This is a genomic window from Streptomyces sp. NPDC048623 (assembly GCF_040650755.1).
Classification (GTDB): domain Bacteria; phylum Actinomycetota; class Actinomycetes; order Streptomycetales; family Streptomycetaceae; genus Streptomyces.
Genome location: NZ_JBEZHV010000028.1, coordinates 56,317 through 75,470, shown reverse-complemented (window position 1 = coordinate 75,470; position 19,154 = coordinate 56,317). Strand labels below are relative to the sequence as shown.

21 protein-coding genes are annotated in these 19,154 nt (G+C 71.4%); 14 read left to right on the top strand and 7 right to left on the bottom strand.

Annotation, left to right across the window (positions count from 1 at the left end; all coding sequences use genetic code 11):
- The first annotated feature begins 191 nt into the window (after nt 1-191).
- The 12 genes from AB0C73_RS31015 (at nt 192) to AB0C73_RS30960 (ending at nt 10,483) form a co-directional block, all read left to right on the top strand.
- A complete protein-coding gene (locus tag AB0C73_RS31015) occupies nt 192-773 on the top strand; it encodes a GNAT family N-acetyltransferase (RefSeq protein WP_362536632.1) in 582 nt (193 codons plus the stop codon).
- Nucleotides 774-943: 170 nt separating this feature from the next.
- Nucleotides 944-1,027 (top strand): putative leader peptide, encoded by an 84-nt coding sequence (locus AB0C73_RS31010; protein WP_356067285.1) that lies wholly within the window; start codon nt 944-946, stop codon nt 1,025-1,027.
- A 136-nt stretch (nt 1,028-1,163) separates the two neighbouring features.
- Nucleotides 1,164-2,861 carry a nitrite/sulfite reductase gene (locus AB0C73_RS31005; RefSeq protein ID WP_362536630.1) on the top strand — a complete coding sequence of 566 codons (1,698 nt, stop codon included), beginning with the start codon at nt 1,164-1,166 and terminating at the stop codon, nt 2,859-2,861.
- Nucleotides 2,858-3,037 carry a hypothetical protein gene (locus tag AB0C73_RS31000; protein ID WP_362536628.1) on the top strand — a complete coding sequence of 60 codons (180 nt, stop codon included), beginning with the start codon at nt 2,858-2,860 and terminating at the stop codon, nt 3,035-3,037. The genes AB0C73_RS31005 and AB0C73_RS31000 overlap by 4 nt, the downstream gene beginning before the upstream one ends.
- On the top strand, nt 3,034-3,750 hold the full coding sequence (locus AB0C73_RS30995; protein WP_362536626.1) for a phosphoadenylyl-sulfate reductase: 717 nt from the start codon (nt 3,034-3,036) through the stop codon (nt 3,748-3,750). Before AB0C73_RS31000 ends, AB0C73_RS30995 begins: the two co-directional genes overlap by 4 nt.
- Nucleotides 3,732-4,313 (top strand): adenylyl-sulfate kinase, encoded by a 582-nt coding sequence (gene cysC, locus AB0C73_RS30990; protein ID WP_362536624.1) that lies wholly within the window; start codon nt 3,732-3,734, stop codon nt 4,311-4,313. The genes AB0C73_RS30995 and cysC overlap by 19 nt, the downstream gene beginning before the upstream one ends.
- Nucleotides 4,310-5,245 (top strand): sulfate adenylyltransferase subunit CysD, encoded by a 936-nt coding sequence (gene cysD / locus AB0C73_RS30985; RefSeq protein WP_362536622.1) that lies wholly within the window; start codon nt 4,310-4,312, stop codon nt 5,243-5,245. The genes cysC and cysD overlap by 4 nt, the downstream gene beginning before the upstream one ends.
- 2 nt (nt 5,246-5,247) lie before the next feature.
- Nucleotides 5,248-6,603 (top strand): GTP-binding protein, encoded by a 1,356-nt coding sequence (locus AB0C73_RS30980; RefSeq protein ID WP_362536620.1) that lies wholly within the window; start codon nt 5,248-5,250, stop codon nt 6,601-6,603.
- A 220-nt stretch (nt 6,604-6,823) separates the two neighbouring features.
- The gene (locus AB0C73_RS30975; protein WP_362536618.1) at nt 6,824-7,933 is read left to right on the top strand and encodes an aliphatic sulfonate ABC transporter substrate-binding protein; all 1,110 of its coding nucleotides are present in this window, start codon (nt 6,824-6,826) and stop codon (nt 7,931-7,933) included.
- Between the two features lie 24 nt (nt 7,934-7,957).
- Complete coding sequence (locus AB0C73_RS30970; RefSeq protein WP_362536616.1) at nt 7,958-8,755, top strand: ABC transporter ATP-binding protein; 798 nt, start codon at nt 7,958-7,960, stop codon at nt 8,753-8,755.
- Nucleotides 8,742-9,650, top strand: coding sequence for an ABC transporter permease subunit (locus AB0C73_RS30965; protein ID WP_362536614.1), 909 nt, complete (start codon nt 8,742-8,744; stop codon nt 9,648-9,650). The genes AB0C73_RS30970 and AB0C73_RS30965 overlap by 14 nt, the downstream gene beginning before the upstream one ends.
- A 5-nt stretch (nt 9,651-9,655) precedes the next feature.
- The gene (locus AB0C73_RS30960) at nt 9,656-10,483 is read left to right on the top strand and encodes a sirohydrochlorin chelatase (protein WP_362536612.1); all 828 of its coding nucleotides are present in this window, start codon (nt 9,656-9,658) and stop codon (nt 10,481-10,483) included.
- On the opposite strand, the gene AB0C73_RS30955 is transcribed toward AB0C73_RS30960, so the two are convergent.
- The 4 genes from AB0C73_RS30955 to AB0C73_RS30940 form a co-directional block, all read right to left on the bottom strand.
- Nucleotides 10,375-10,941 (bottom strand): TIGR03086 family metal-binding protein, encoded by a 567-nt coding sequence (locus tag AB0C73_RS30955; protein ID WP_362536610.1) that lies wholly within the window; start codon nt 10,939-10,941, stop codon nt 10,375-10,377. The two genes, AB0C73_RS30960 and AB0C73_RS30955, sit on opposite strands and share 109 nt — an antisense overlap.
- A gap of 68 nt (nt 10,942-11,009) precedes the next feature.
- Entirely contained in the window at nt 11,010-11,624 is a 615-nt protein-coding gene (locus AB0C73_RS30950; RefSeq protein WP_362536608.1) for a DsbA family protein, read from the bottom strand.
- A gap of 67 nt (nt 11,625-11,691) precedes the next feature.
- A complete protein-coding gene (locus AB0C73_RS30945) occupies nt 11,692-12,264 on the bottom strand; it encodes a DUF1697 domain-containing protein (protein WP_362536607.1) in 573 nt (190 codons plus the stop codon).
- 81 nt (nt 12,265-12,345) lie between these two features.
- On the bottom strand, nt 12,346-13,557 hold the full coding sequence (locus AB0C73_RS30940; RefSeq protein ID WP_362536605.1) for a S8 family peptidase: 1,212 nt from the start codon (nt 13,555-13,557) through the stop codon (nt 12,346-12,348).
- Between the two features lie 312 nt (nt 13,558-13,869).
- Here AB0C73_RS30940 and AB0C73_RS30935 point away from each other — a divergent pair, with 312 nt between their 5' ends.
- Entirely contained in the window at nt 13,870-14,727 is an 858-nt protein-coding gene (locus AB0C73_RS30935; protein WP_362536604.1) for an aminoglycoside phosphotransferase family protein, read from the top strand.
- Nucleotides 14,728-14,788: 61 nt separating this feature from the next.
- Nucleotides 14,789-15,616 (top strand): alpha/beta fold hydrolase, encoded by an 828-nt coding sequence (locus tag AB0C73_RS30930; protein WP_362536602.1) that lies wholly within the window; start codon nt 14,789-14,791, stop codon nt 15,614-15,616.
- 9 nt (nt 15,617-15,625) lie between these two features.
- On the opposite strand, the gene AB0C73_RS30925 is transcribed toward AB0C73_RS30930, so the two are convergent.
- The 3 genes from AB0C73_RS30925 to AB0C73_RS30915 all read right to left on the bottom strand — a co-directional run bounded on the left by AB0C73_RS30925 (nt 15,626) and on the right by AB0C73_RS30915 (nt 19,112).
- Nucleotides 15,626-16,348 (bottom strand): 3'-5' exonuclease, encoded by a 723-nt coding sequence (locus AB0C73_RS30925; protein WP_362536600.1) that lies wholly within the window; start codon nt 16,346-16,348, stop codon nt 15,626-15,628.
- Nucleotides 16,349-16,435: 87 nt separating this feature from the next.
- Nucleotides 16,436-17,689: an SAV2148 family HEPN domain-containing protein gene (locus tag AB0C73_RS30920; RefSeq protein ID WP_362536598.1), complete on the bottom strand. Its 1,254-nt coding sequence runs from the start codon at nt 17,687-17,689 to the stop codon at nt 16,436-16,438.
- An 88-nt stretch (nt 17,690-17,777) separates the two neighbouring features.
- Nucleotides 17,778-19,112: a copper amine oxidase gene (locus tag AB0C73_RS30915; RefSeq protein ID WP_362536596.1), complete on the bottom strand. Its 1,335-nt coding sequence runs from the start codon at nt 19,110-19,112 to the stop codon at nt 17,778-17,780.
- Nucleotides 19,113-19,154 lie beyond the last annotated feature (42 nt).

The following is a 19,154-nucleotide window of genomic DNA, read 5'->3' as shown; positions in this document are numbered from 1 at the left end:
GGATACGAGGGGAGGGGCCGCGGGGAGGGCCGCGCATCACCGGGACGAGCCCGGGGTACGTCCACGGAGCGGTCACCTGTCCATATTCCGGACAGGCCGGGGTCCGGGCCCCGGCGGGCCGGGGCGCGGGTCGGACCGGGGGATTCCGGCCCGCTCTGGGAATCCGCGGCTCCGCATGATGCGATAAGCCCATGAGCACGCCCACGAGCATCACTCTCACCACCTGGTCCCTGGAACAGACCTCGCCCTCCGACCTCCGGCCCGTGCCCGCCCCCGAGGGGCGCGGCCTGAGGATCGTGCGGGCCGGGGTGCCCTCGGCCGAGTTCAGCCGCTTCCTCTATACAGCGGTCGGCGGAGACATCCGCTGGACCGACCGGCTGTCGCTGACGTACCCGCAGTGGCAGGCGATCACGGAGAAGCCGGGCGCCGAGATCTGGGTGGCGTACGAGGAGGGCACACCGGCGGGCTACGTGGAGCTGGACCCGCAGGACGACGGCGCGGTGGAGATCGTCTACTTCGGGCTGATCCCCGCGTTCCGGGGCCGCGGGATCGGCGGGCACCTCCTGTCGTACGGGGTGGAGCGCGCCTGGGACCTCGCCGAGCGCTGGCCCGACCGTGCGCCGACCAAGCGGGTGTGGCTGCACACCTGCTCGCTGGACGGCGAGCACGCGATGGCGAACTACGAGCGGCGCGGCTTCCGGCTCTTCGACACCAAGGTCGAGCAGATCGAGGAGCCGGCCAACCCGGGCCCCTGGCCGGGCGCCCACGCCTGAGCCGTACGGCACCCCACACCCCCGCACCGCCCGCACCACCTCGCCAAAGGGGCCCTGAACTGGGCCCCTTTCGCGTGACCCATGCCACACCGTCCCACCCAGCGAGACACTCGCGTCCATATTCTGGACGAAGCTGGACTGGGTCCAAAGTCCCGTGACACGCTTCCGTCATGCCTGGAACTGGAATTGCCTTGGTGAGTCGGCGGCACGTCGACCTCGGCCGCATGTCCAGCGCCATCTGTTCGGCGCGCTGATCGAACCAGCACCGCCGCGCATTCTCTCCGTTCCCCCTGCACGTCCTGTCTCTGCGCACTGCCGCGCCACCCTCCTATCCGAGCGCGAGTGTGCAGGTCAGAGCCGCCCTCTCGCAGTCCCGAAGGACACATCGCCATGGCCGCCACCCCGGAAAACCCCACACCCGCCGCCACCCGCCGCAAGGCCGGGCGTCACCGTGGCGAGGGTCAGTGGGCCGCGGGGCACTTCACCCCGCTGAACGGCAATGAGCAGTTCAAGAAGGATGACGACGGTCTCAATGTGCGGACACGTATTGAGACGATCTACTCCAAGCGGGGATTCGACTCCATCGACCCCAATGACCTGCGCGGACGTATGCGCTGGTGGGGCCTCTACACCCAGCGCGCCGAGGGTCTGGACGGCACCAAGACCGGTGTCCTGGAGCCGGAGGAGCTGGACGCCGAGTACTTCATGCTGCGGGTCCGTATCGACGGCGGCCGGCTGACCACCGAGCAGCTGCGGGTGATCGGCGAGATCTCGCAGGAGTTCGCGCGCGGCACGGCCGACCTCACCGACCGGCAGAACGTGCAGTTCCACTGGATCCGCATCGAGGACGTGCCGGAGATCTGGAACCGCCTGGAGGCGGTCGGCCTGTCCACCACCGAGGCCTGCGGCGACACCCCGCGCGTCATCCTCGGCTCGCCGGTGGCCGGCATCGCCGAGGACGAGATCATCGACGGCACTCCGGCCATCGAGGAGATCTACCGCCGGATCGTCGGCAACAAGGACTTCTCCAACCTGCCCCGCAAGTTCAAGTCCGCGATCTCCGGCTCGCCGCTGCTCGACGTGGCGCACGAGATCAACGACATCGCCTTCGTCGGCGTGAACCACCCCGAGCACGGTCCCGGCTTCGACGTCTGGGTCGGCGGCGGTCTGTCCACCAACCCCAAGCTCGGCGTCCGGCTCGGTACCTGGGTCTCGCTCGACGAGGTGCCGGACGTCTACGAGGGCGTCATCTCGATCTTCCGCGACTACGGCTACCGCCGGCTGCGCAACCGCGCGCGTCTGAAGTTCCTCGTCGCCGACTGGGGCGCGGAGAAGTTCCGCCAGGTCCTGGAGGACGAGTACCTCAAGCGCAAGCTGACCGACGGGCCCGCCCCGGAGCAGCCGATCGGCCAGTGGCGCGACCACGTGGGCGTCCACAAGCAGCGGGACGGGCGCTTCTACGTGGGCTTCGCGCCGCGCGTCGGCCGGGTCGACGGCGCCACGCTCACCAAGATCGCCGGGATCGCGGAGGCGCACGGCTCCGGCCGGGTCCGCACCACCGCCGAGCAGAAGATGCTGGTCCTGGACGTCGAGGAGGCGCAGGTCGAGTCGATCGTCGCCGCCCTGGAGGCGCTCGACCTGCGGGTCACCCCGTCGCCGTTCCGGCGCGGCACGATGGCCTGCACCGGCATCGAGTTCTGCAAGCTGGCGATCGTCGAGACCAAGGGCCGCGGTGCCTCGCTCATCGACGAGCTGGAGCGCCGTCTCCCGGAGTTCGACGAGCCGCTCACCATCAACATCAACGGCTGCCCGAACGCCTGCGCCCGTATCCAGGTCGCGGACATCGGTCTCAAGGGCCAGCTGGTCCTGGACTCCGACGGCAACCGGGTCGAGGGCTACCAGGTGCACCTGGGCGGCGCGCTCGGCCTGGAGGCCGGCTTCGGCCGCAAGCTCCGCGGTCACAAGGTGACGTCGGCTGAGCTCCCCGACTACGTCGAGCGGATCCTCAAGCGCTTCCAGGCGGAGCGTACGGACGGCGAGCGCTTCGCCACCTGGGCGGCCAGGGCTTCCGAGGAGGCCCTGTCGTGAGCGAGCGGGCCGCCCCCTTCTACTGCCCCTACTGCGGGGACGAGGACCTGCGTCCGAACGAGCAGGGCCATGGCGCCTGGGAATGCGCCGCGTGCAGCCGAGCCTTCCAGCTGAAGTTCCTGGGGCTGCTCGCCCCCGGACTTCCGGCCAACCACTCTGGGAGGAACGAGACATGACGATTGATCAGCCCGCCGAGGCGCTGACCGCGGCCGACCTGAAGGCACTCGCCGAGCAGGCCGGCCGCGAGCTGGAGGACGCCTCCGCGCTGGAGATCCTCCAGTGGGCGGCCACCACCTTCGGCAAGCGCTTCTGCGTCACCTCCTCCATGGAGGACGCGGTCGTCGCGCACCTCGCCTCGCGCGCCATGCCGGGCGTGGACGTCGTCTTCCTCGATACGGGCTACCACTTCCCCGAGACCATCGGCACCCGGGACGCCGTCGACGCCGTCATGGACGTCAACGTCATCACGATCACGCCGCGCCAGACGGTCGAGGAGCAGGACGCCGAGTACGGGCCGAGGCTGCACGACCGCGACCCCGACCTGTGCTGCGCGCTGCGCAAGGTCAAGCCGCTGGAGGAGGGCCTGACCTCGTACGCCGCGTGGGCCACCGGACTGCGCCGCGACGAGTCCCCGACCCGGGCGAACACCCCGGTCGTCGGCTGGGACGAGAAGCGGCAGAAGGTGAAGATCTCCCCCATCGCCCGCTGGACGCAGGACGACGTCGACGCGTACGTCACGGAGCACGGCGTCCTCACCAACCCGCTCCTGATGGACGGTTACGCCTCCGTCGGCTGCGCCCCCTGCACCCGCCGGGTCGCGGAGGGCGAGGACGCGCGGGCCGGCCGCTGGGCCGGACGCGCCAAGACCGAATGCGGACTGCACGGATGACGGACACTCAGGAAGTTCAGGAGAAGCACGTGACGGGTGCCACCATCTGGCTCACCGGCCTGCCCAGCGCCGGCAAGACCACCATCGCGTACGAGCTGGCCGGCCGGCTCCGCGAGGAGGGCCGCCGGGTCGAGGTCCTCGACGGCGACGAGATCCGCGAGTTCCTGTCCGCGGGCCTCGGCTTCAGCCGCGAGGACCGGCACACCAACGTCCAGCGGATCGGTTTCGTGGCCGAGCTGCTCGCCTCGCAGGGCGTGCAGGTGCTCGTGCCCGTCATCGCCCCGTACGCCGACAGCCGCGAGGCGGTCCGCAAGCGCCACGCCGCCGAGGGCACCCCGTACGTCGAGGTGCACGTGGCCACGCCGCTCGACGTGTGCTCGGTCCGGGACGTGAAGGGCCTGTACGCCAAGCAGGCGGCGGGCGAGATCAGCGGACTGACCGGCGTCGACGACCCGTACGAGGCCCCCGAGACGCCCGATCTGCGGATCGAGTCCCAGAACCAGACCGTGCAGGAGTCGGCGGCGGCCGTCCACGCGCTGCTCATCGAGAGGGGTCTGCTGTGACCACCGTTGCCCACGCCCACGAGGCGACCGACAGCCCGTTCGCGCTGTCGCACCTCGACTCGCTGGAGTCCGAGGCCGTCCACATCTTCCGCGAGGTGGCGGGCGAGTTCGAGCGGCCGGTGATCCTCTTCTCCGGCGGCAAGGACTCCATCGTCATGCTGCACCTGGCGCTGAAGGCCTTCGCCCCCGCGCCGGTCCCCTTCACGCTCCTCCACGTCGACACCGGGCACAACTTCCCCGAGGTCATCGAGTACCGCGACCGCGTGGTCGCCGAGCACGGGCTGCGGCTGCACGTCGCCTCCGTGCAGGAGTACATCGACGCCGGCAAGCTGCGCGAGCGCCCCGACGGCACCCGCAACCCGCTGCAGACCGTGCCGCTGACCGAGGCCATCCAGCAGCACCGCTTCGACGCCGTGTTCGGCGGCGGGCGGCGCGACGAGGAGAAGGCCCGCGCCAAGGAGCGGGTGTTCTCCCTGCGCGACGAGTTCTCGCAGTGGGACCCGCGCCGCCAGCGGCCCGAGCTGTGGCAGCTGTACAACGGCCGGCACGCCCCCGGCGAGCACGTCCGGGTCTTCCCGCTGTCCAACTGGACCGAGCTGGACGTCTGGCAGTACATCCAGCGCGAGAAGATCGAGCTGCCGGAGATCTACTTCGCGCACGAGCGCGAGGTGTTCGCCCGCAACGGCATGTGGCTGACGGCCGGCGAGTGGGGCGGCCCGAAGGACACCGAGACCGTCGAGACGCGGCTGATCCGCTACCGCACGGTCGGCGACATGTCCTGCACCGGCGCGGTGGACTCCGACGCCACCACGCTGGAAGCCGTGATCAACGAGATCGCCGCGTCCCGGCTCACCGAGCGGGGCGCCACCCGGGCGGACGACAAGCTGTCCGAGGCCGCGATGGAAGACCGCAAGCGCGAAGGGTACTTCTAGCCATGACGACGTCCACCGACCAGCCCACCTCCGGGCACGCGGAGCTCGCGGCCACCACCCTGCTGCGCTTCGCCACCGCCGGATCCGTCGACGACGGCAAGTCCACCCTGGTGGGCCGGCTGCTGCACGACTCCAAGTCGGTCCTCGCCGACCAGCTGGAGGCCGTCGAGCACGCCTCCCGGTCCCGCGGCCAGGAGGCCCCGGACCTGGCGCTGCTCACCGACGGTCTGCGGGCCGAGCGCGAGCAGGGCATCACCATCGACGTGGCGTACCGCTACTTCGCGACCCCGCGCCGCCGGTTCATCCTGGCCGACACCCCCGGGCATGTGCAGTACACCCGGAACATGGTCACCGGCGCCTCCACCGCCGAGCTGGCCGTGGTCCTGGTCGACGCCCGCAACGGGGTCGTCGAGCAGACCCGCCGGCACGCCGCCGTCGCCGCGCTGCTCCGCGTGCCGCACGTGGTCCTCGCCGTGAACAAGATGGACCTGGTCGACTACCAGGAGTCCGTCTTCGCCGCGATCGCCGAGGAGTTCACCACGTACGCCTCCGAGCTGGGCGTCCCGGAGATCACCGCGATCCCGATCTCGGCGCTGGCCGGTGACAACGTCGTGGAGCCGTCCGCGAACATGGACTGGTACGGCGGCCCGACGGTCCTGGAGCACCTGGAGACCGTGCCGGTCAGCCACGACCTGACGGCCTGCCACGCCCGCTTCCCGGTGCAGTACGTGATCCGTCCGCAGACCGCCGAGCACCCCGACTACCGGGGTTATGCCGGTCAGATCGCGGCCGGCGCGTTCCGGGTCGGCGAGCAGATCACCGTACTGCCGTCCGGGAAGACGTCGACGATCACCGCGATCGACGCGCTGGGCGAGTCCGTGGACATCGCCTGGGCGCCGCAGTCGGTCACCGTCCGGCTCGCCGACGACATCGACATCTCCCGCGGCGACCTGCTCGCGCCCTCCGGCGACGCCCCGGCCACCAGCCAGGACGTCGAGGCGACCGTCTGCCATGTCGCGGACCAGCCGCTCACGGTGGGCCAGCGGGTGCTGCTCAAGCACACCACCCGCACGGTCAAGGCGATCGTCAAGGAGATCCCGTCCCGGCTCACCCTGGACGACCTCTCCCAGCACCCGAACCCGGGGCAGCTGGTCGCCAACGACATCGGCCGGGTCAAGGTCCGCACCGCCGAGCCGCTCGCGCTCGACGCGTACGCCGACTCCCGCCGTACCGGCTCCTTCCTGCTCATCGACCCGGCCGACGGCACCACCCTCGCCGCCGGCATGGCGGGCGAGTCCTTCGCCTCCGCCAAGGCCGTCCCCGCCGCCGCGGAGGACGAGGAGGGGTGGGACTTCTGATGGATCAGGGCTTCTACGGGACCTTCGCGAAGGAGGGCGGCCGGGTGGGCTCCGGGGCCCTCGGCGCGGGCCGGGGAGGTGTCGCGCGATGTGCGTGCTGACCTCCGGGCGCCGCTGTTGCGGCGCGACCGCGCTCCATCCGCACCACTCGCCGCTCGGACCCGGACGGCGACATAGACGCAGACCTCGCAGAAGCTGACACCCGAGGGGAACCACTCCCGTGCCTGCCACCACCCGTACCACCCTGCGCCGCGGCCTCGCGGCGGCCGCAGCACTGCCGCTCCTCGTCGGGGCGCTCGCCTCCTGCGGTTACGGCTCCCAGGCCAAGAACGACGAGAAGAAGGTGGCCGCGGAGGGCAGGAAGCTCTCCGCCGACACCGTACGGCTCGGGTACTTCCCCAATCTGACGCACGCCACCGCCCTGGTCGGCGACCAGGAGGGCCTGTTCCAGAAGGAACTGGGCGGCACGGTCCTGCAGACCTCCACCTTCAACGCGGGCCCGTCCGAGATCGAGGCGCTGAACGCCGGCTCGATCGACATCGGCTTCATCGGCCCCTCCCCCGCCATCAACGGCTACACCAAGTCCAAGGGCAGCAACCTGCGCATCGTCGGCGGCTCGGCCTCCGGCGGTGTGAAGCTCGTGGTCAACCCGGAGAAGATCAAGGCGCTGGACGACGTCAGGGGCAAGCGGATCGCGACCCCGCAGCTCGGCAACACCCAGGACGTGGCCTTCCTCAACTGGGTCGCGGAGAAGGGCTGGAAGGTCGACTCGCAGAGCGGCAAGGGCGACGTCTCGGTGCTCCGCACCGACAACAAGATCACCCCGGACGCCTACAAGTCCGGCTCCATCGACGGCGCCTGGGTGCCGGAGCCGACCGCGTCCAAGCTGGTCAGCGAGGGCGCGAAGGTCCTGCTCGACGAGTCCGACCTGTGGCCGGACAAGAAGTTCGTCATCACCAACGTCATCGTGTCGCAGACCTTCCTCAAGGAGCACCCCGACGTGGTGGAGGCGGTGCTGCGCGGCGCGGTGAAGACCAACAAGTGGATCAAGGCCAACCCGGACGAGGCCAAGGCCTCCGCCAACGCCAGGCTGAAGAAGCTCACCGGCAAGCCGCTCGGCGCGCAGGTGATCGACGCGGCCTGGCCGTCCCTGACGTTCACCGACGACCCGCTGGCGGCCACCCTCCAGGCGCAGGCCGACCACGCGGTGAAGGCCGGTCTTCTCAAGCAGCCCGACCTGAACGGCATCTACGACCTGAAGCCGCTCAACAAGGTCCTGAAGGCCGCGGGCGAGCCCGAGGTCTCCGACGCCGGTCTCGGCGTGAAGTAACAGAACCCCCAGGAGGTGACGACCATGGCCACGACCACGACGCTCGCCAAGGCCGAGGACCGCGTCGGCGCGGTCGGCCACGCCGCGCGCATCACGCACGTCTCGAAGTCCTTCGGCGGTCCCGCCGGCGGTCAGCTCGTCCTCGACGACATCTCGCTCGATGTCGCGCCCGGCGAGTTCGTCACCCTCCTGGGGGCCTCGGGCTGCGGCAAGTCCACCCTGCTCAACCTGGTCGCAGGGCTCGACCGGCCGTCCGCAGGGTCCATCGACACCCCGGGCGGCCGGCCCGCCCTGATGTTCCAGGAGCACGCACTCTTCCCCTGGCTCACCGCGGGCAAGAACATCGAGCTCGCGCTCAAGCTGCGCGGGGTGCCGAAGGCCGAGCGCCGCCCGGAGGCCGAGCGCCTGCTCGAACTCGTCCGGCTCGGCGGCTCGTACGGCAAGCGGGTGCACGAACTGTCCGGCGGCATGCGCCAGCGCGTCGCCCTGGCCCGGGCCCTGGCACAGGCCAGCGATCTGCTGCTGATGGACGAGCCGTTCGCCGCGCTCGACGCCATCACCCGGGACGTGCTGCACGACGAACTGACCCGGATCTGGCGCGAGACCCGGCTCTCCGTCCTCTTCGTCACCCACAACGTGCGCGAGGCGGTACGGCTCGCCGAGCGCGTCGTCCTGCTGTCCTCCCGGCCCGGGCGGATCGCCCGCGAGTGGACCATCGACATCCCACAGCCGCGCCGCATCGAGGACGCCGACGTGGCGGAGCTTTCCGTCGAGATCACCGAACAACTGCGTGGGGAGATCCGCCGCCATGGCCAGCATTGACACGACCGCGCCCTCCGAAGTCGCGCACACCGCCAAGGGCGACGACCTCGCGGGTCTGGAGGCCGGACTCGACGCCCTGGACAGCGTGCAGGTCCGCCGCGCCCCGGTGCGCGAGGTCCTCCTGAAGAAGGTCCTGCCGCCCGTCCTCGCCATCGTGCTCGTCGTGGTGGTGTGGCAGCTGCTCGTGTCGGCGCACGTCACCGACGAGGGCAAGCTGCCGTCGCCGGGTGCCGTGTGGGACAGCCTGCGGACGATGTGGCTCGAAGGCACGCTGCTCGGCATCCTGTGGACGAGCGTCTCCCGGGCCCTGCTCGGCTTCCTGCTCGCCCTCGCCATCGGCACGCCGCTCGGCCTGCTCGTCGCCCGGGTGGGCGTGGTGCGCACCGCAATCGGACCGATCCTGTCCGGACTGCAGTCGCTGCCCTCGGTCGCCTGGGTCGCCCCGGCCGTGCTCTGGCTCGGCCTCAACGACTCCATGATGTTCGCGGTGATCCTGCTCGGCGCGGTCCCCTCCATCGCCAACGGCCTGGTGGCCGGCGTCGACCAGGTACCGCCGCTCTTCCTTCGGGCCGGCCGCACCCTCGGCGCGACCGGCCTCAAGGGCGCCTGGCACATCGTCATGCCGGCCGCATTGCCCGGCTACCTCGCGGGCCTGAAGCAGGGCTGGGCGTTCTCCTGGCGCTCGCTGATGGCGGCCGAGATCATCGCCTCCTCCCCCGACCTCGGCCTCGGCCTCGGCCAGCTCCTGGAGAACGGGCGCAACAACTTCGACATGCCCGGCATCTTCCTGGCGATCATCCTGATCCTGCTCGTCGGTGTCGCCATCGACCTGCTGATCTTCAGCCCGCTGGAGCGCGCGGTGCTGCGCCGCCGCGGCCTCCTGGTGAAGGGCTGACCCGCATGACCACCGGCGCCCCCGTCCTCCTCGTCATCGCGCACGGCAGCCGTGACCCGCGGCACGCGGCGACCGTCCAGGCCCTGGTGGCCCGGGCCGCCGCGCTGCGGCCGGGGCTGCGGGTGGAGACGGCGTTCCTGGACTTCAACCTGCCGTCCGTGACGGGGGTGCTCGAACGGCTCGCCGCCGAAGGGGTACGGGATGTGGTGGCGCTGCCGCTGCTGCTCACCCGCGCCTTTCACGCGAAGGCCGACATCCCCGCCGTACTCCGCCAGGCCCCGGCCTCGCTGCGGATCCGGCAGGCGGAGGTCCTCGGCCCGTCGCCGCTGCTCCTCGCGGCCGTCGAGCGGCGCCTGTACGAGGCGGGCCTGACGCCCGCCGACAAGAGCACGACCGGGGTCGTCCTGGCCTCGGCGGGCTCCACCGACCCGGAGGCGATCGCGGTGATCGCACACACGGCGCGGGAGCTGCGGAACACCGGTTGGTGCTCCGTGCGGCCTGCGTTCGCCTCCGCATCCCTTCCCCGTACGGCCGACGCGGTACGGGCGCTGCGCGCCGAACCGGGCGTCCGGCGGGTGGCCGTGGCCCCGTACGTGATCGCCCCGGGCCGCCTCCCCGACCGCATCGCGGCGGGCGCGGCCGAGGCCGAGGCCGTCCTCGCGAACGTCCTCGGCCCCTCCCCCGAACTGGCCCGCCTCCTCGTGGAACGCCACGAACAGGCGGCTCAGGCCTTCCGGCCGCTGAGTGCGAGGGCCCTGGTGAAGGCCGGGGCGTCGTCGGCGGCTTCGGCCGCCGCGTCGAACCCCTCGTACTCCCGGTACATCTCCGCGTAGCGCCCGACGACCTCCAGGACGAACGCCCCGGTCTCCTCGGGCACCGCGTACTCCTGCCCCGTGCTGCGGGCCAGGTCCCAGCCGTGCAGGGCGAGTTCCAGCACGAGCATCGCGGCGACCTCGGCGGCCGGCATGCCACTGCCGCCGAAGTCGATCTCCCCCTCCCAGGCCTCCGGCTTCTCCCACGCGGCCAGCGCCCGGTCGAGCTGCACCGCGTACCGCTCCGCCCAGTCGGCGTCGGCGGTGAAGTCCCGCTGCACCGTCTCCTCGGGAAGCTCGGTGCGCAGCGCCCGGTGCTCCAGGCCGTGGGCACCGTAGAGGACGAGATGGTTGGCGAGCTCACGGACGGTCCAGTCGGTGCAGCGGGAGGGTCCGGTGAGCTGTTCGGTGGTGACGCCGCGGGTGACGCGGACGGACTCGGTGGCGCAGGCGGTCAGGTGTCGATGCATCGCGTTCATGATCTCCACGCTACGCACCGGCGCACGCCGGGTCTTGAAGAATCGCGACACACGCGTCCGGAGGTCCGTCAGCTGAAGTCGAGGCCGCCGGTGCGGGTGCGCTTCAGTTCGAAGAGGTCGGGGTGGGCGGCGAGGACCCGGAAGCCGTCGAAGAGTTCGGCGGCCTTCTCGCCGCGCGGGACGGCGCGCAGCACGGGGCCGAACCAGGCGGTGCCGTCGACGTGGATCGTCGGGGTGCCGACGTAGGCGTCGGCCTCCGGGTCCTTGCCGGCGTCGTGGCTGCGGCGGACGGCCGCGTCGTACGACGCGTCGTGGGCCGCGGCGGCGAGCTCGGCGGGCAGGCCCAGCTCGGCGAGGGACTCGGCGATCACGGCGTCGAAGTCCTTGTTCTTCTTCTCGTGGATGCGGGTGCCGTACGCGGTGTAGAGCGGGCGCAGGATGTCGTCGCCGTGCTGCTCGGCGGCCGCGGCGGCGACCCGGACGGGGCCGATGGAGGCGTCGACGAGGGTGCGGTACCAGTCGGGCAGTTCGTTGCCCTCGTTGTGGAAGTACAGGCTCATGACGTGGAAGCGCACGTCGATGTCGCGGTGTGCCTCGACCTCGAGCATCCAGCGGGAGGTGATCCAGGCGAAGGGGCAGGCGGGGTCGAAGTAGAAGTCGACAGTGGTCTTGGACGTCGTCATGGGAACCACCCTAGGCCCGGGATGGCCCGTCCGGGCGGGCCATTCACCGTCAATCGGCCTGGGCCACTTAGCCCTCGGTCCGGGTCATCTCGACCAGCTTGCGGGCCGTGTTCCAGTTCCGCGCGGTGGCGGTGACGCCCTTGAGGAGGGAGGGCCGGGCCAGGACGGGGGCGAGCTTGGAGGTGCCGAGCCCGGTGGGGGCGTGCAGATAGAGGACGCGGTCGCCGAGGGCGAAGCTCTCGGGCAGATAGGCGTCCCGGTCGAGGGCGGCGAAGCGTTCCTCGTCGACCGTCTCGGAGAGGTAGAAGGCGTGGAGCTCCTTGGCCTGGAGCTCCTCGGCGGGGTAGGGGCAGTCGTCCACGACGGCGGCGAGGTAGGCGTGGTCGCGGACGAGGCAGTCGACGGTGAAGCCGAAGTGCTTCTCGATCGCGGCCTCGATGGCCTGCCGGAGCGTCTCGTCGGTGGTGTCGGGCGCGTCGGTGTCGGCGTCGGTGGTGAAGACGGCGTTCCCGCTCTGCAGATACGTCCTCACGTCCCGGTGCCCGAGGCCTTCGAGGACCGAACGGAGCTCCGCCATGGGGACCTTGCGGCGTCCGCCGACGTTGATGCCGCGGAGCAGCAGGGCGTAGGTCGTCGTCATGCGCCCCACGATAGGACGACCGCCGTGCCCCGTGGGGGAGGGCACGGCGGTCGCCGGTGGTGCGAGAAGGCGCGGCGAGGGTTACTCGACGATCTTCAGGAGCTTGTTGGCGGTGCCGGGAGAGGCGTTGCCGATCTCGTCCGGGGTGGCTCCGCCGACCAGGGCCTGGGCGACCTGGTCCGGGGTGGCGTCGGGGTGGCCGGCCAGATAGACGGCGGCGGCGCCGACCACGTGCGGGGTGGCCATCGACGTACCGGAGATGGTCTTCGTCCCGGTGTCGCTGTCGTTCCAGGCGGAGGTGATGTCCGAGCCCGGGGCGTAGAGGTCCACGACGGAGCCGTAGTTGGAGAAGCTGGACTGCTCGTCGTCCTTGGTGGAGGAGGCGACGGTGATCGCTTCCCGCACGCGGGACGGGGAGCCCTCGCCGGCGTCGGAGGACTCGTTGCCGGCGGCGACGCCGAAGGTCACGCCGGAGGCGATGGCCTTCTTGACCGCGTCGTCGAGGGCCGGGTCGGCCCCGCCGCCGAGGCTCATGTTGGCGACGGACGGGCCCTGGTGGTTCTTGGTGACCCAGTCGATGCCGGCGACGACCTGCTCGGTGGTGCCGGAGCCGTTGTCGTCGAGGACGCGGACGGCGACGATCTTCGCCTTCTTGGCGATGCCGTGGGAGGTGCCGGCGATGGTGCCCGCGACATGGGTGCCGTGGCCGTTGCCGTCCTGGGCGGTGTCGTCGTTCTCCACGGCGTCGAAGCCGTAGGAGGCCCGGCCGCCGAAGTCCTCGTGCGTGACGCGGACTCCGGTGTCGATGACGTACGCCGTGACGCCCTCGCCCGCGGTGTCGGGGTACGTGTACTTCGAGTCGCCCGCGGTGTCGGCCTGGTCGACCCGGTCGAGGCCCCACGACGGCGGGTTCTCCTGGGTCTCCCTGATGCTGAACGTGCGGTTCTGCACCACCTTGGCGACCGACGGGTCGGCCGCGAGGCGCTTGGCCTCGGTCTCCGTGAGTCCGTTCACGGAGAAGCCGTTGACCGCGGAGTCGTAGCTGCGGCGCATCGTGCCGCCGTACTCCTTCGCGAGGTCCTTCTTGCCGCCCTGGTCGGTCTTCTCGTCGAGCAGGACGACATAGCTGCCGGCGACGGCACCTTCGACGCCGAGTCCGTAGACCGTTCCCTCGGCGGGCGCGGGGGCCGCACCGGCGAACGGTCCGTAGAGGACGGTGACTCCGGCCGCGGCCGCGATAGCGGTCGTGACGGCGATGTAACGGGTCCGGCGGACACGCTTGTGTATGGCCATGAAGAGGGGTCTCCTCGTCAGGATTTGTGGGGGGTTGGGCCGCCGGACGCACATGCTCCGGCGGCTCGCTCGAAACCCTGTCCCATTGACGAGTGCAAATCAAGACCTTCAGAAACCTGTGACCCACCCCACAGACTTTCTCGATGAGAAGGGTGCGAGCCTCCTCAACTCCCCCTTGGACTCTGCACACTTGGCGAGCAACCTCCGGCCGGGAATCCCCCTCGGCACGGTCACCCGCACGGATGCGAGACTTGGGCGAAATCGCACCAGTAACGCGCATCAGTGACGCGCATCCGCTGTGGGGAGAGAACGATGGACGAGGCGCGGGCCCGGGAGATCCTGGCCGCGGCGGGACTGCGGGCCGACGACGCGAGGCTGCTCGCGCTCGGTGAGAACGCGGTCTTCGCGCTCGGTGACGTGGTGGTCAAGGTCGGCCGGGACGCCGAGCTGCTGCCGCGCGCCGAGCGCGAGCTGGCCCTGGCCGGCTGGCTGGAATCGGCCGGCATTCCCGCCGTACGGGCGGCGGAGGCCAAGCCGCTGCTGGCCGAGGGCCACCCGGTGACCGTCTGGCACCGGCTCCCGGAGGCCGTACGGCCCGCCGAGCCGCGCGATCTGGCGCCGCTGCTGCGCGCGGTGCACGCGCTGCCCGAGCCGGCCGGGTTCGCGCTGCCCCGGCGTGAGCTGCTCGGCGGGGTGGAGCGCTGGCTGCGGCTCGCGGGCGACGCGATCGACCCGGCCGACGCCGCCTATCTGCGCGAGCGCCGCGACTCCTTCGCCCCCACCGCCGCCGCGCTCGTCCCGCACCTGACGCCCGGTCCGATCCACGGCGACGCGCTCCCCCGCAATGTGCACATCGGCCCGGACGGGCCGGTCCTGGTGGACCTGGAGACCTTCTCCTCCGACCTGCGCGAGCACGACCTGGTCGTCCTCGCCCTCTCCCGGGACCGCTACGGCCTGGACCCGGCCGCCTACGACGCCTTCACCGCGGCCTACGGCTGGGACGTGCGCGAGTGGGAGGGCTGCGCGGTGCTGCGCGGGGCGCGGGAGACCGCGAGCTGTGCCTGGGTGGCCCAGCACGCGCCGTCGAACCCGAAGGCGCTCGCCGAGTTCCAGCGGCGGGTGGCCTCGCTGCGGGACGGCGACCCCGAGGTGCGCTGGTACCCCTTCTGACGTCGCCCCTTCTGACATCATGGGCCCCGTCGAACCGGCCGGTAACGAACGGGGTGTTGGGATGCGGATGGAACTGTCGGACGTCACGCTGGACGTCGAGGTGAGCGGTGAGGGCCCGGTCGTGCTGCTCCTGCACGGCTTCCCGGACTCGCACCACCTCTGGCGCCACCAGATCCCCGCCCTGAACGCGGCGGACTTCCGGACGATCGCGCCGACCCTGCGCGGCTTCGGCGGCTCGGACCGGCCCGAGGGCGGCCCGGCGGCGTACCACCCGGCGAAGCATGTCGGCGACATGCTGGAGCTGCTCGCCCGGCTCGGCGTCGACCGCTTCCACCTGGTCGGCCACGACTGGGGCTCGGGCATCGCCCAGGCCCTGGCCCAGGCCGTGCCGGACCGGGTGGCGAGCCTGTCCATCCTGTCCGTCGGCCACATCGCGGCGATCCGGGCGGCCGGCTGGGAGCAGAAGCAGCTCTCCTGGTACATGCTGCTCTTCCAGCTGGCGGAGGTCGCCGAGACCTGGCTGGCCCATGACGACCACGCGAACCTGCGCGAGATGCTCGCCGAGCACCCCGACCAGGAGGCGGTCCTGAAGCCGCTGAAGGAGCCGGGCGGTCTGACGGCCGCGCTGAACATCTACCGCTCGGGCCTGCCGGCCGAAGTGCAGTTCGCCCCGGAGCTCCCGCTGCCGCCGCTCCCGGAGCAGGTCCCCGTCATGGGCGTCTGGTCGACCGGTGACCGCTTCCTCACCGAGCGGTCGATGGCGGACACCGGCGAGCACGTCGCCGGCTCCTGGCGCTACGAGCGGATCGAGGACGCGGGCCACTGGCTCCAGCTCGACCAGCCGGAGAAGGTCAACGAGCTGCTGCTCTCCTTCCTCAAGGAGACCTGAGGAGAACGGCTAACCAGCCACCCTGGTCGGCTCCCGCAGCGGCCACACCGGGTCCACCACCGCCTCCGCGTCGCCCTTCCTCCGCAGGAAGGACTGGAAGTCCTCGGCCCACGCCCGGTACCAGCCGATCTGGCGTTCGTGGAGCACGGCCGGGTCGAGGGCGGCGACCGAGGGGTGCCGCTCGGCTATCGCGATCGCGACCCGGACCGCGGCGAGCGCGTCGGCGGCCGCCTGGTGGGCGGCGGTGAGCTCCACCCCGTACTCGCCGCAGACCGCTTCCAGGGTCCGCTTGCCGCGCCGGTAGCGGTCGACGGCCCGGTCGATGGTGTACGGGTCGATGACCGGGCCTATGCCGGTGCCGCCCAGGCGCTCCTCCAGCGAGGGCAGTCCGTGCCGCCGCAGCTCGGCGGCGAGCAGGGTCAGGTCGAAGGACGCGTTGTAGGCGACGACCGGGACGCCGCGGCGCCAGCAGCCGGTCAGGGTGTCGGCGATCTCGTCGGCCACCTCGCGCACCGGGCGCCCCTCCGCCGCCGCGCGCTCGTTGCTGATGCCGTGGATCGCGGACGCCTGCGCCGGGATGCGGATGCCGGGGTCGGCGAGCCAGTCCCGCTGGCGCACCACCTCGCCGCCGTGGACGCCGACGATCGAGGCCGTGACGATGCGGGCCTCCAGCGGGTCCGTACCGGTCGTCTCCAGGTCGAAGCCGGCCAGCTCTTCCCCGTACCAAGCCATCGGGTCCTCCTTACGTGATCTCCCCCGTGGTGCTGAAAACCTTCGCACGCGCCACTGACAACGCGGCCGGGAGGTGCGGTCCGGGCGTCAGGAGACCGGTCGGGAGTCGAGCCACACCGACTCGAATTCCTCCCGGTATGTCGAGAAAAGTCCGTGTTCGGCGCCGGTGTCGGGGCCCTGCCCGGCCCGGACCACGTTCCGCCCGCCGCCCCGCAGCACGAGCACCGGGGCCTCCATGCCGCGCGCCTTGCGCAGATACGACTGGACCACCGCGACCCCGTCGGGGCCGTCCCCGTCGACCAGGTAGGCGGTGAAGCGCGGGGTCTCGTCGAAGACGTGGATCTGGAAGGCGCCGGGGTCGCGCAGCCTGGAGCGCACCCGGCGCATGTGCAGGATGTTCATCTCGACCGAGCGGCTCAGCTCGCCCTTCTTCAGGCCGAGCTCGCGCTCGCGCCGCTTGACGGCGCTGCTCGCCGGGTTGAGGAAGAGCAGGCGTATGCGGCAGCCGGACTCGGCGAGGTGGACCATCCGCCGCCCGGAGAAGTTCTGCACGAGCAGGTTCAGGCCTATGCCAGTGGCGTCGAGCCGGCGGGCCCCGCCGAACAGGTCCTCGGCGGGCAGCTGCCGCTGCAGCCGCACCCGGTCGGGGTGCACGGACACCACGTCGGCGTAGCGGTCCCCGACCAGGTCCTCGACCGCGTCGACCGGCAGCCGGTCGGCCGAGGGCACCCCCGCCCCGCTCCCGAGGATCTCCAGGAGCCGGGCGGAGGCCCGTTCGGACTGGGCGAGCACGGTCAGCGACAGGGCCCGGTTGCGGGAGACGACATTGCGCGTCACCTCCAGCTCGTCGAGGACGAGTTCGACCTCGCGCCGGTCGTCGAAGTACGGCTCGAAGCAGGGCCAGTGCTGCACCATCAGCTCGCGCAGCTGCGGGAGGGTGAGGAAGCTGAGCACGTTGTCGTCGGCCGGATCGAGCAGATAGCCCTTGCGGCGGGACACCTCGCGGACGGCGACCGCCCGCTGGACCCATTCCTGGCCGGCCGGCCCGGCCGCGGCCACCACCCACTCCTCGCCGTGCACCGGCTCGTACACCGGCCGCAGGACCGCCGCAACGACGGCCCGCAGCCGCTGTTCGACCAGATTCAGCCAGATGTAGGCGCGGCCGGCCCGCTGGGCCCGGGTGCGCACCTCGCTCCACGCCTCCGGGCCCCATTCGAGCTCGGCGCCGATCTCCACCGGCCGGGCGACGGAGACCGCACCGGGCGGCACCTCGCCGGGTTCGGCCGGTCCCCCGTCGTGACCCGCCTCGCCTGGGGGCAGCTCCAGACCTCCCGAGCTCACCCGCGCACCGCCTTCTGCTCCCGACAACGATCAAGGAAGGGTACTCCGGAAGCGGAAGGCGGTGCAGCAGGATCGCCGGGCCGGTTGCTCAACTGCCCGGAATCGGGGCCCCGTTCCGCCCGGCGAGATCGGCCGGAGTGAGCGGATTCATAGCGGTTACGTCCCTGGGCGCGAGCTGGAATCCCTGCCAGTGGACCGGCATCGGCTGCTGGTCCTCGTCCCGGGCGATGTGATGGAACCCGATGTTGACCCAGACCGCCGGGTTGGTCAGAGTCTCCCCATTGACCCATTTGTCCACACTGGTGGGCGCGTTCCGGCCACAGTTCAGGATGTTGTTGCTGGCGAACTGTTCGCAGGCGCGGGCCTGGGTGAAGTAGACGTCGTGCTTGGTGAAGGGGCGCCCGGCGTAGGTGTTGGTGTGGCCGGGCACGATCTCGTACGAGCGGGCGTGGCCGTCCTTGTTCTTGCCGCTCTGGCTCACCACCCGCCACCAGCGCATGTTCCTCGCGTCGCCGGCGAGTTCTTTGGTGACGACCGTGCGGGTGGTCTTCACGGTCGGACTGCCGTCGCGGGCGGGCGGGGTGACCTGGGAGTCGAACTGCTCGACGCGGCCCTTGGAGCTGCCGTCGAGGCCGAAGTCGAGCTTCCAGAAGACGTTGTGGGCGTGGCTGGTGGCGTAGTCGCGGGCGCCCTTGCCGATCGGCCAGCCGCGTCCGTCGGTGGCGTTGTAGTCGACCGGCGAGAGGCTGCCGGTGGCGCCGACGTTGGCGGAGATCATGCCGTCGGAGGCGAACCGCCACTCGCTGATGTACTCGTACCAGCCGACCTTGTTGACGGTGTAGACGAGCAGGTCCTTGCCCTGCGCCTGCCAGACCCCGCCGCCGCTGTCGGCGGCCATCCGGTAGGCGTGGCCGCGGGTGCGGGTGGTGGTGCACAGGCCGTCGACCTTGCCGACGTCGGGCACCTTGACCGAGGTGATGGTGCCGCCGGGGCACTCGCCGGGCTTGAGGCCCTGCAGGCCCCAGCCGAAGCCGGCGCCGGTGAGGTCGTCGTACTCGGCGTTCCCGTCGTCGTACGGGACATGGATCTGGGCCAGCTTGGCGCTGTTCAGCACCCGGATCGGGGCGCGTTCGCCGGGCGGCTGGTAGGTGACCTTGTCCAGGATCAGGCCGGAGTCGGTCGAATAGCGCCAGCACATGCGCCAGACGGTGCCGCCGTCGAGCTTCTGCTCGATGCGGTACGCGGCGGAGCAGTCGGCCGGCGGCGGTGCGGGTACGGCGGGGGCGGGGGCGGCCGGGGCCGCGCTCGCGGGGGCCGCGGTGGCGGCGCCGAGCAGGGCGGCGGCGGCGAGGACGGCACCCGCGGTGCGGGCCGTGCGGGCTGCGCGGCCTGTGCGGGCGTGCCGGAGTCGCGAAGAGGACATGCGGACGTACTCCCTCGGTACGGGCGTGCGGGGTGTGGGCCC

Bases quoted from the DNA above. Each gene is read 5' to 3' on its own strand.
- AB0C73_RS31015 (WP_362536632.1), top strand. From the start codon at position 192: ATGAGCACGCCCACGAGCATCACTCTCACCACCTGGTCCCTGGAACAG.
- AB0C73_RS31010 (WP_356067285.1), top strand. From the start codon at position 944: ATGCCTGGAACTGGAATTGCCTTGGTGAGTCGGCGGCACGTCGACCTC.
- AB0C73_RS31005 (WP_362536630.1), top strand. From the start codon at position 1,164: ATGGCCGCCACCCCGGAAAACCCCACACCCGCCGCCACCCGCCGCAAG.
- AB0C73_RS30995 (WP_362536626.1), top strand. From the start codon at position 3,034: ATGACGATTGATCAGCCCGCCGAGGCGCTGACCGCGGCCGACCTGAAG.
- cysC (WP_362536624.1), top strand. From the start codon at position 3,732: ATGCGGACTGCACGGATGACGGACACTCAGGAAGTTCAGGAGAAGCAC.
- AB0C73_RS30980 (WP_362536620.1), top strand. From the start codon at position 5,248: ATGACGACGTCCACCGACCAGCCCACCTCCGGGCACGCGGAGCTCGCG.
- AB0C73_RS30970 (WP_362536616.1), top strand. From the start codon at position 7,958: ATGGCCACGACCACGACGCTCGCCAAGGCCGAGGACCGCGTCGGCGCG.
- AB0C73_RS30965 (WP_362536614.1), top strand. From the start codon at position 8,742: ATGGCCAGCATTGACACGACCGCGCCCTCCGAAGTCGCGCACACCGCC.
- AB0C73_RS30960 (WP_362536612.1), top strand. From the start codon at position 9,656: ATGACCACCGGCGCCCCCGTCCTCCTCGTCATCGCGCACGGCAGCCGT.
- AB0C73_RS30955 (WP_362536610.1), bottom strand. From the start codon at position 10,941: ATGAACGCGATGCATCGACACCTGACCGCCTGCGCCACCGAGTCCGTC.
- AB0C73_RS30950 (WP_362536608.1), bottom strand. From the start codon at position 11,624: ATGACGACGTCCAAGACCACTGTCGACTTCTACTTCGACCCCGCCTGC.
- AB0C73_RS30945 (WP_362536607.1), bottom strand. From the start codon at position 12,264: ATGACGACGACCTACGCCCTGCTGCTCCGCGGCATCAACGTCGGCGGA.
- AB0C73_RS30940 (WP_362536605.1), bottom strand. From the start codon at position 13,557: ATGGCCATACACAAGCGTGTCCGCCGGACCCGTTACATCGCCGTCACG.
- AB0C73_RS30935 (WP_362536604.1), top strand. From the start codon at position 13,870: ATGGACGAGGCGCGGGCCCGGGAGATCCTGGCCGCGGCGGGACTGCGG.
- AB0C73_RS30930 (WP_362536602.1), top strand. From the start codon at position 14,789: ATGCGGATGGAACTGTCGGACGTCACGCTGGACGTCGAGGTGAGCGGT.
- AB0C73_RS30925 (WP_362536600.1), bottom strand. From the start codon at position 16,348: ATGGCTTGGTACGGGGAAGAGCTGGCCGGCTTCGACCTGGAGACGACC.
- AB0C73_RS30915 (WP_362536596.1), bottom strand. From the start codon at position 19,112: ATGTCCTCTTCGCGACTCCGGCACGCCCGCACAGGCCGCGCAGCCCGC.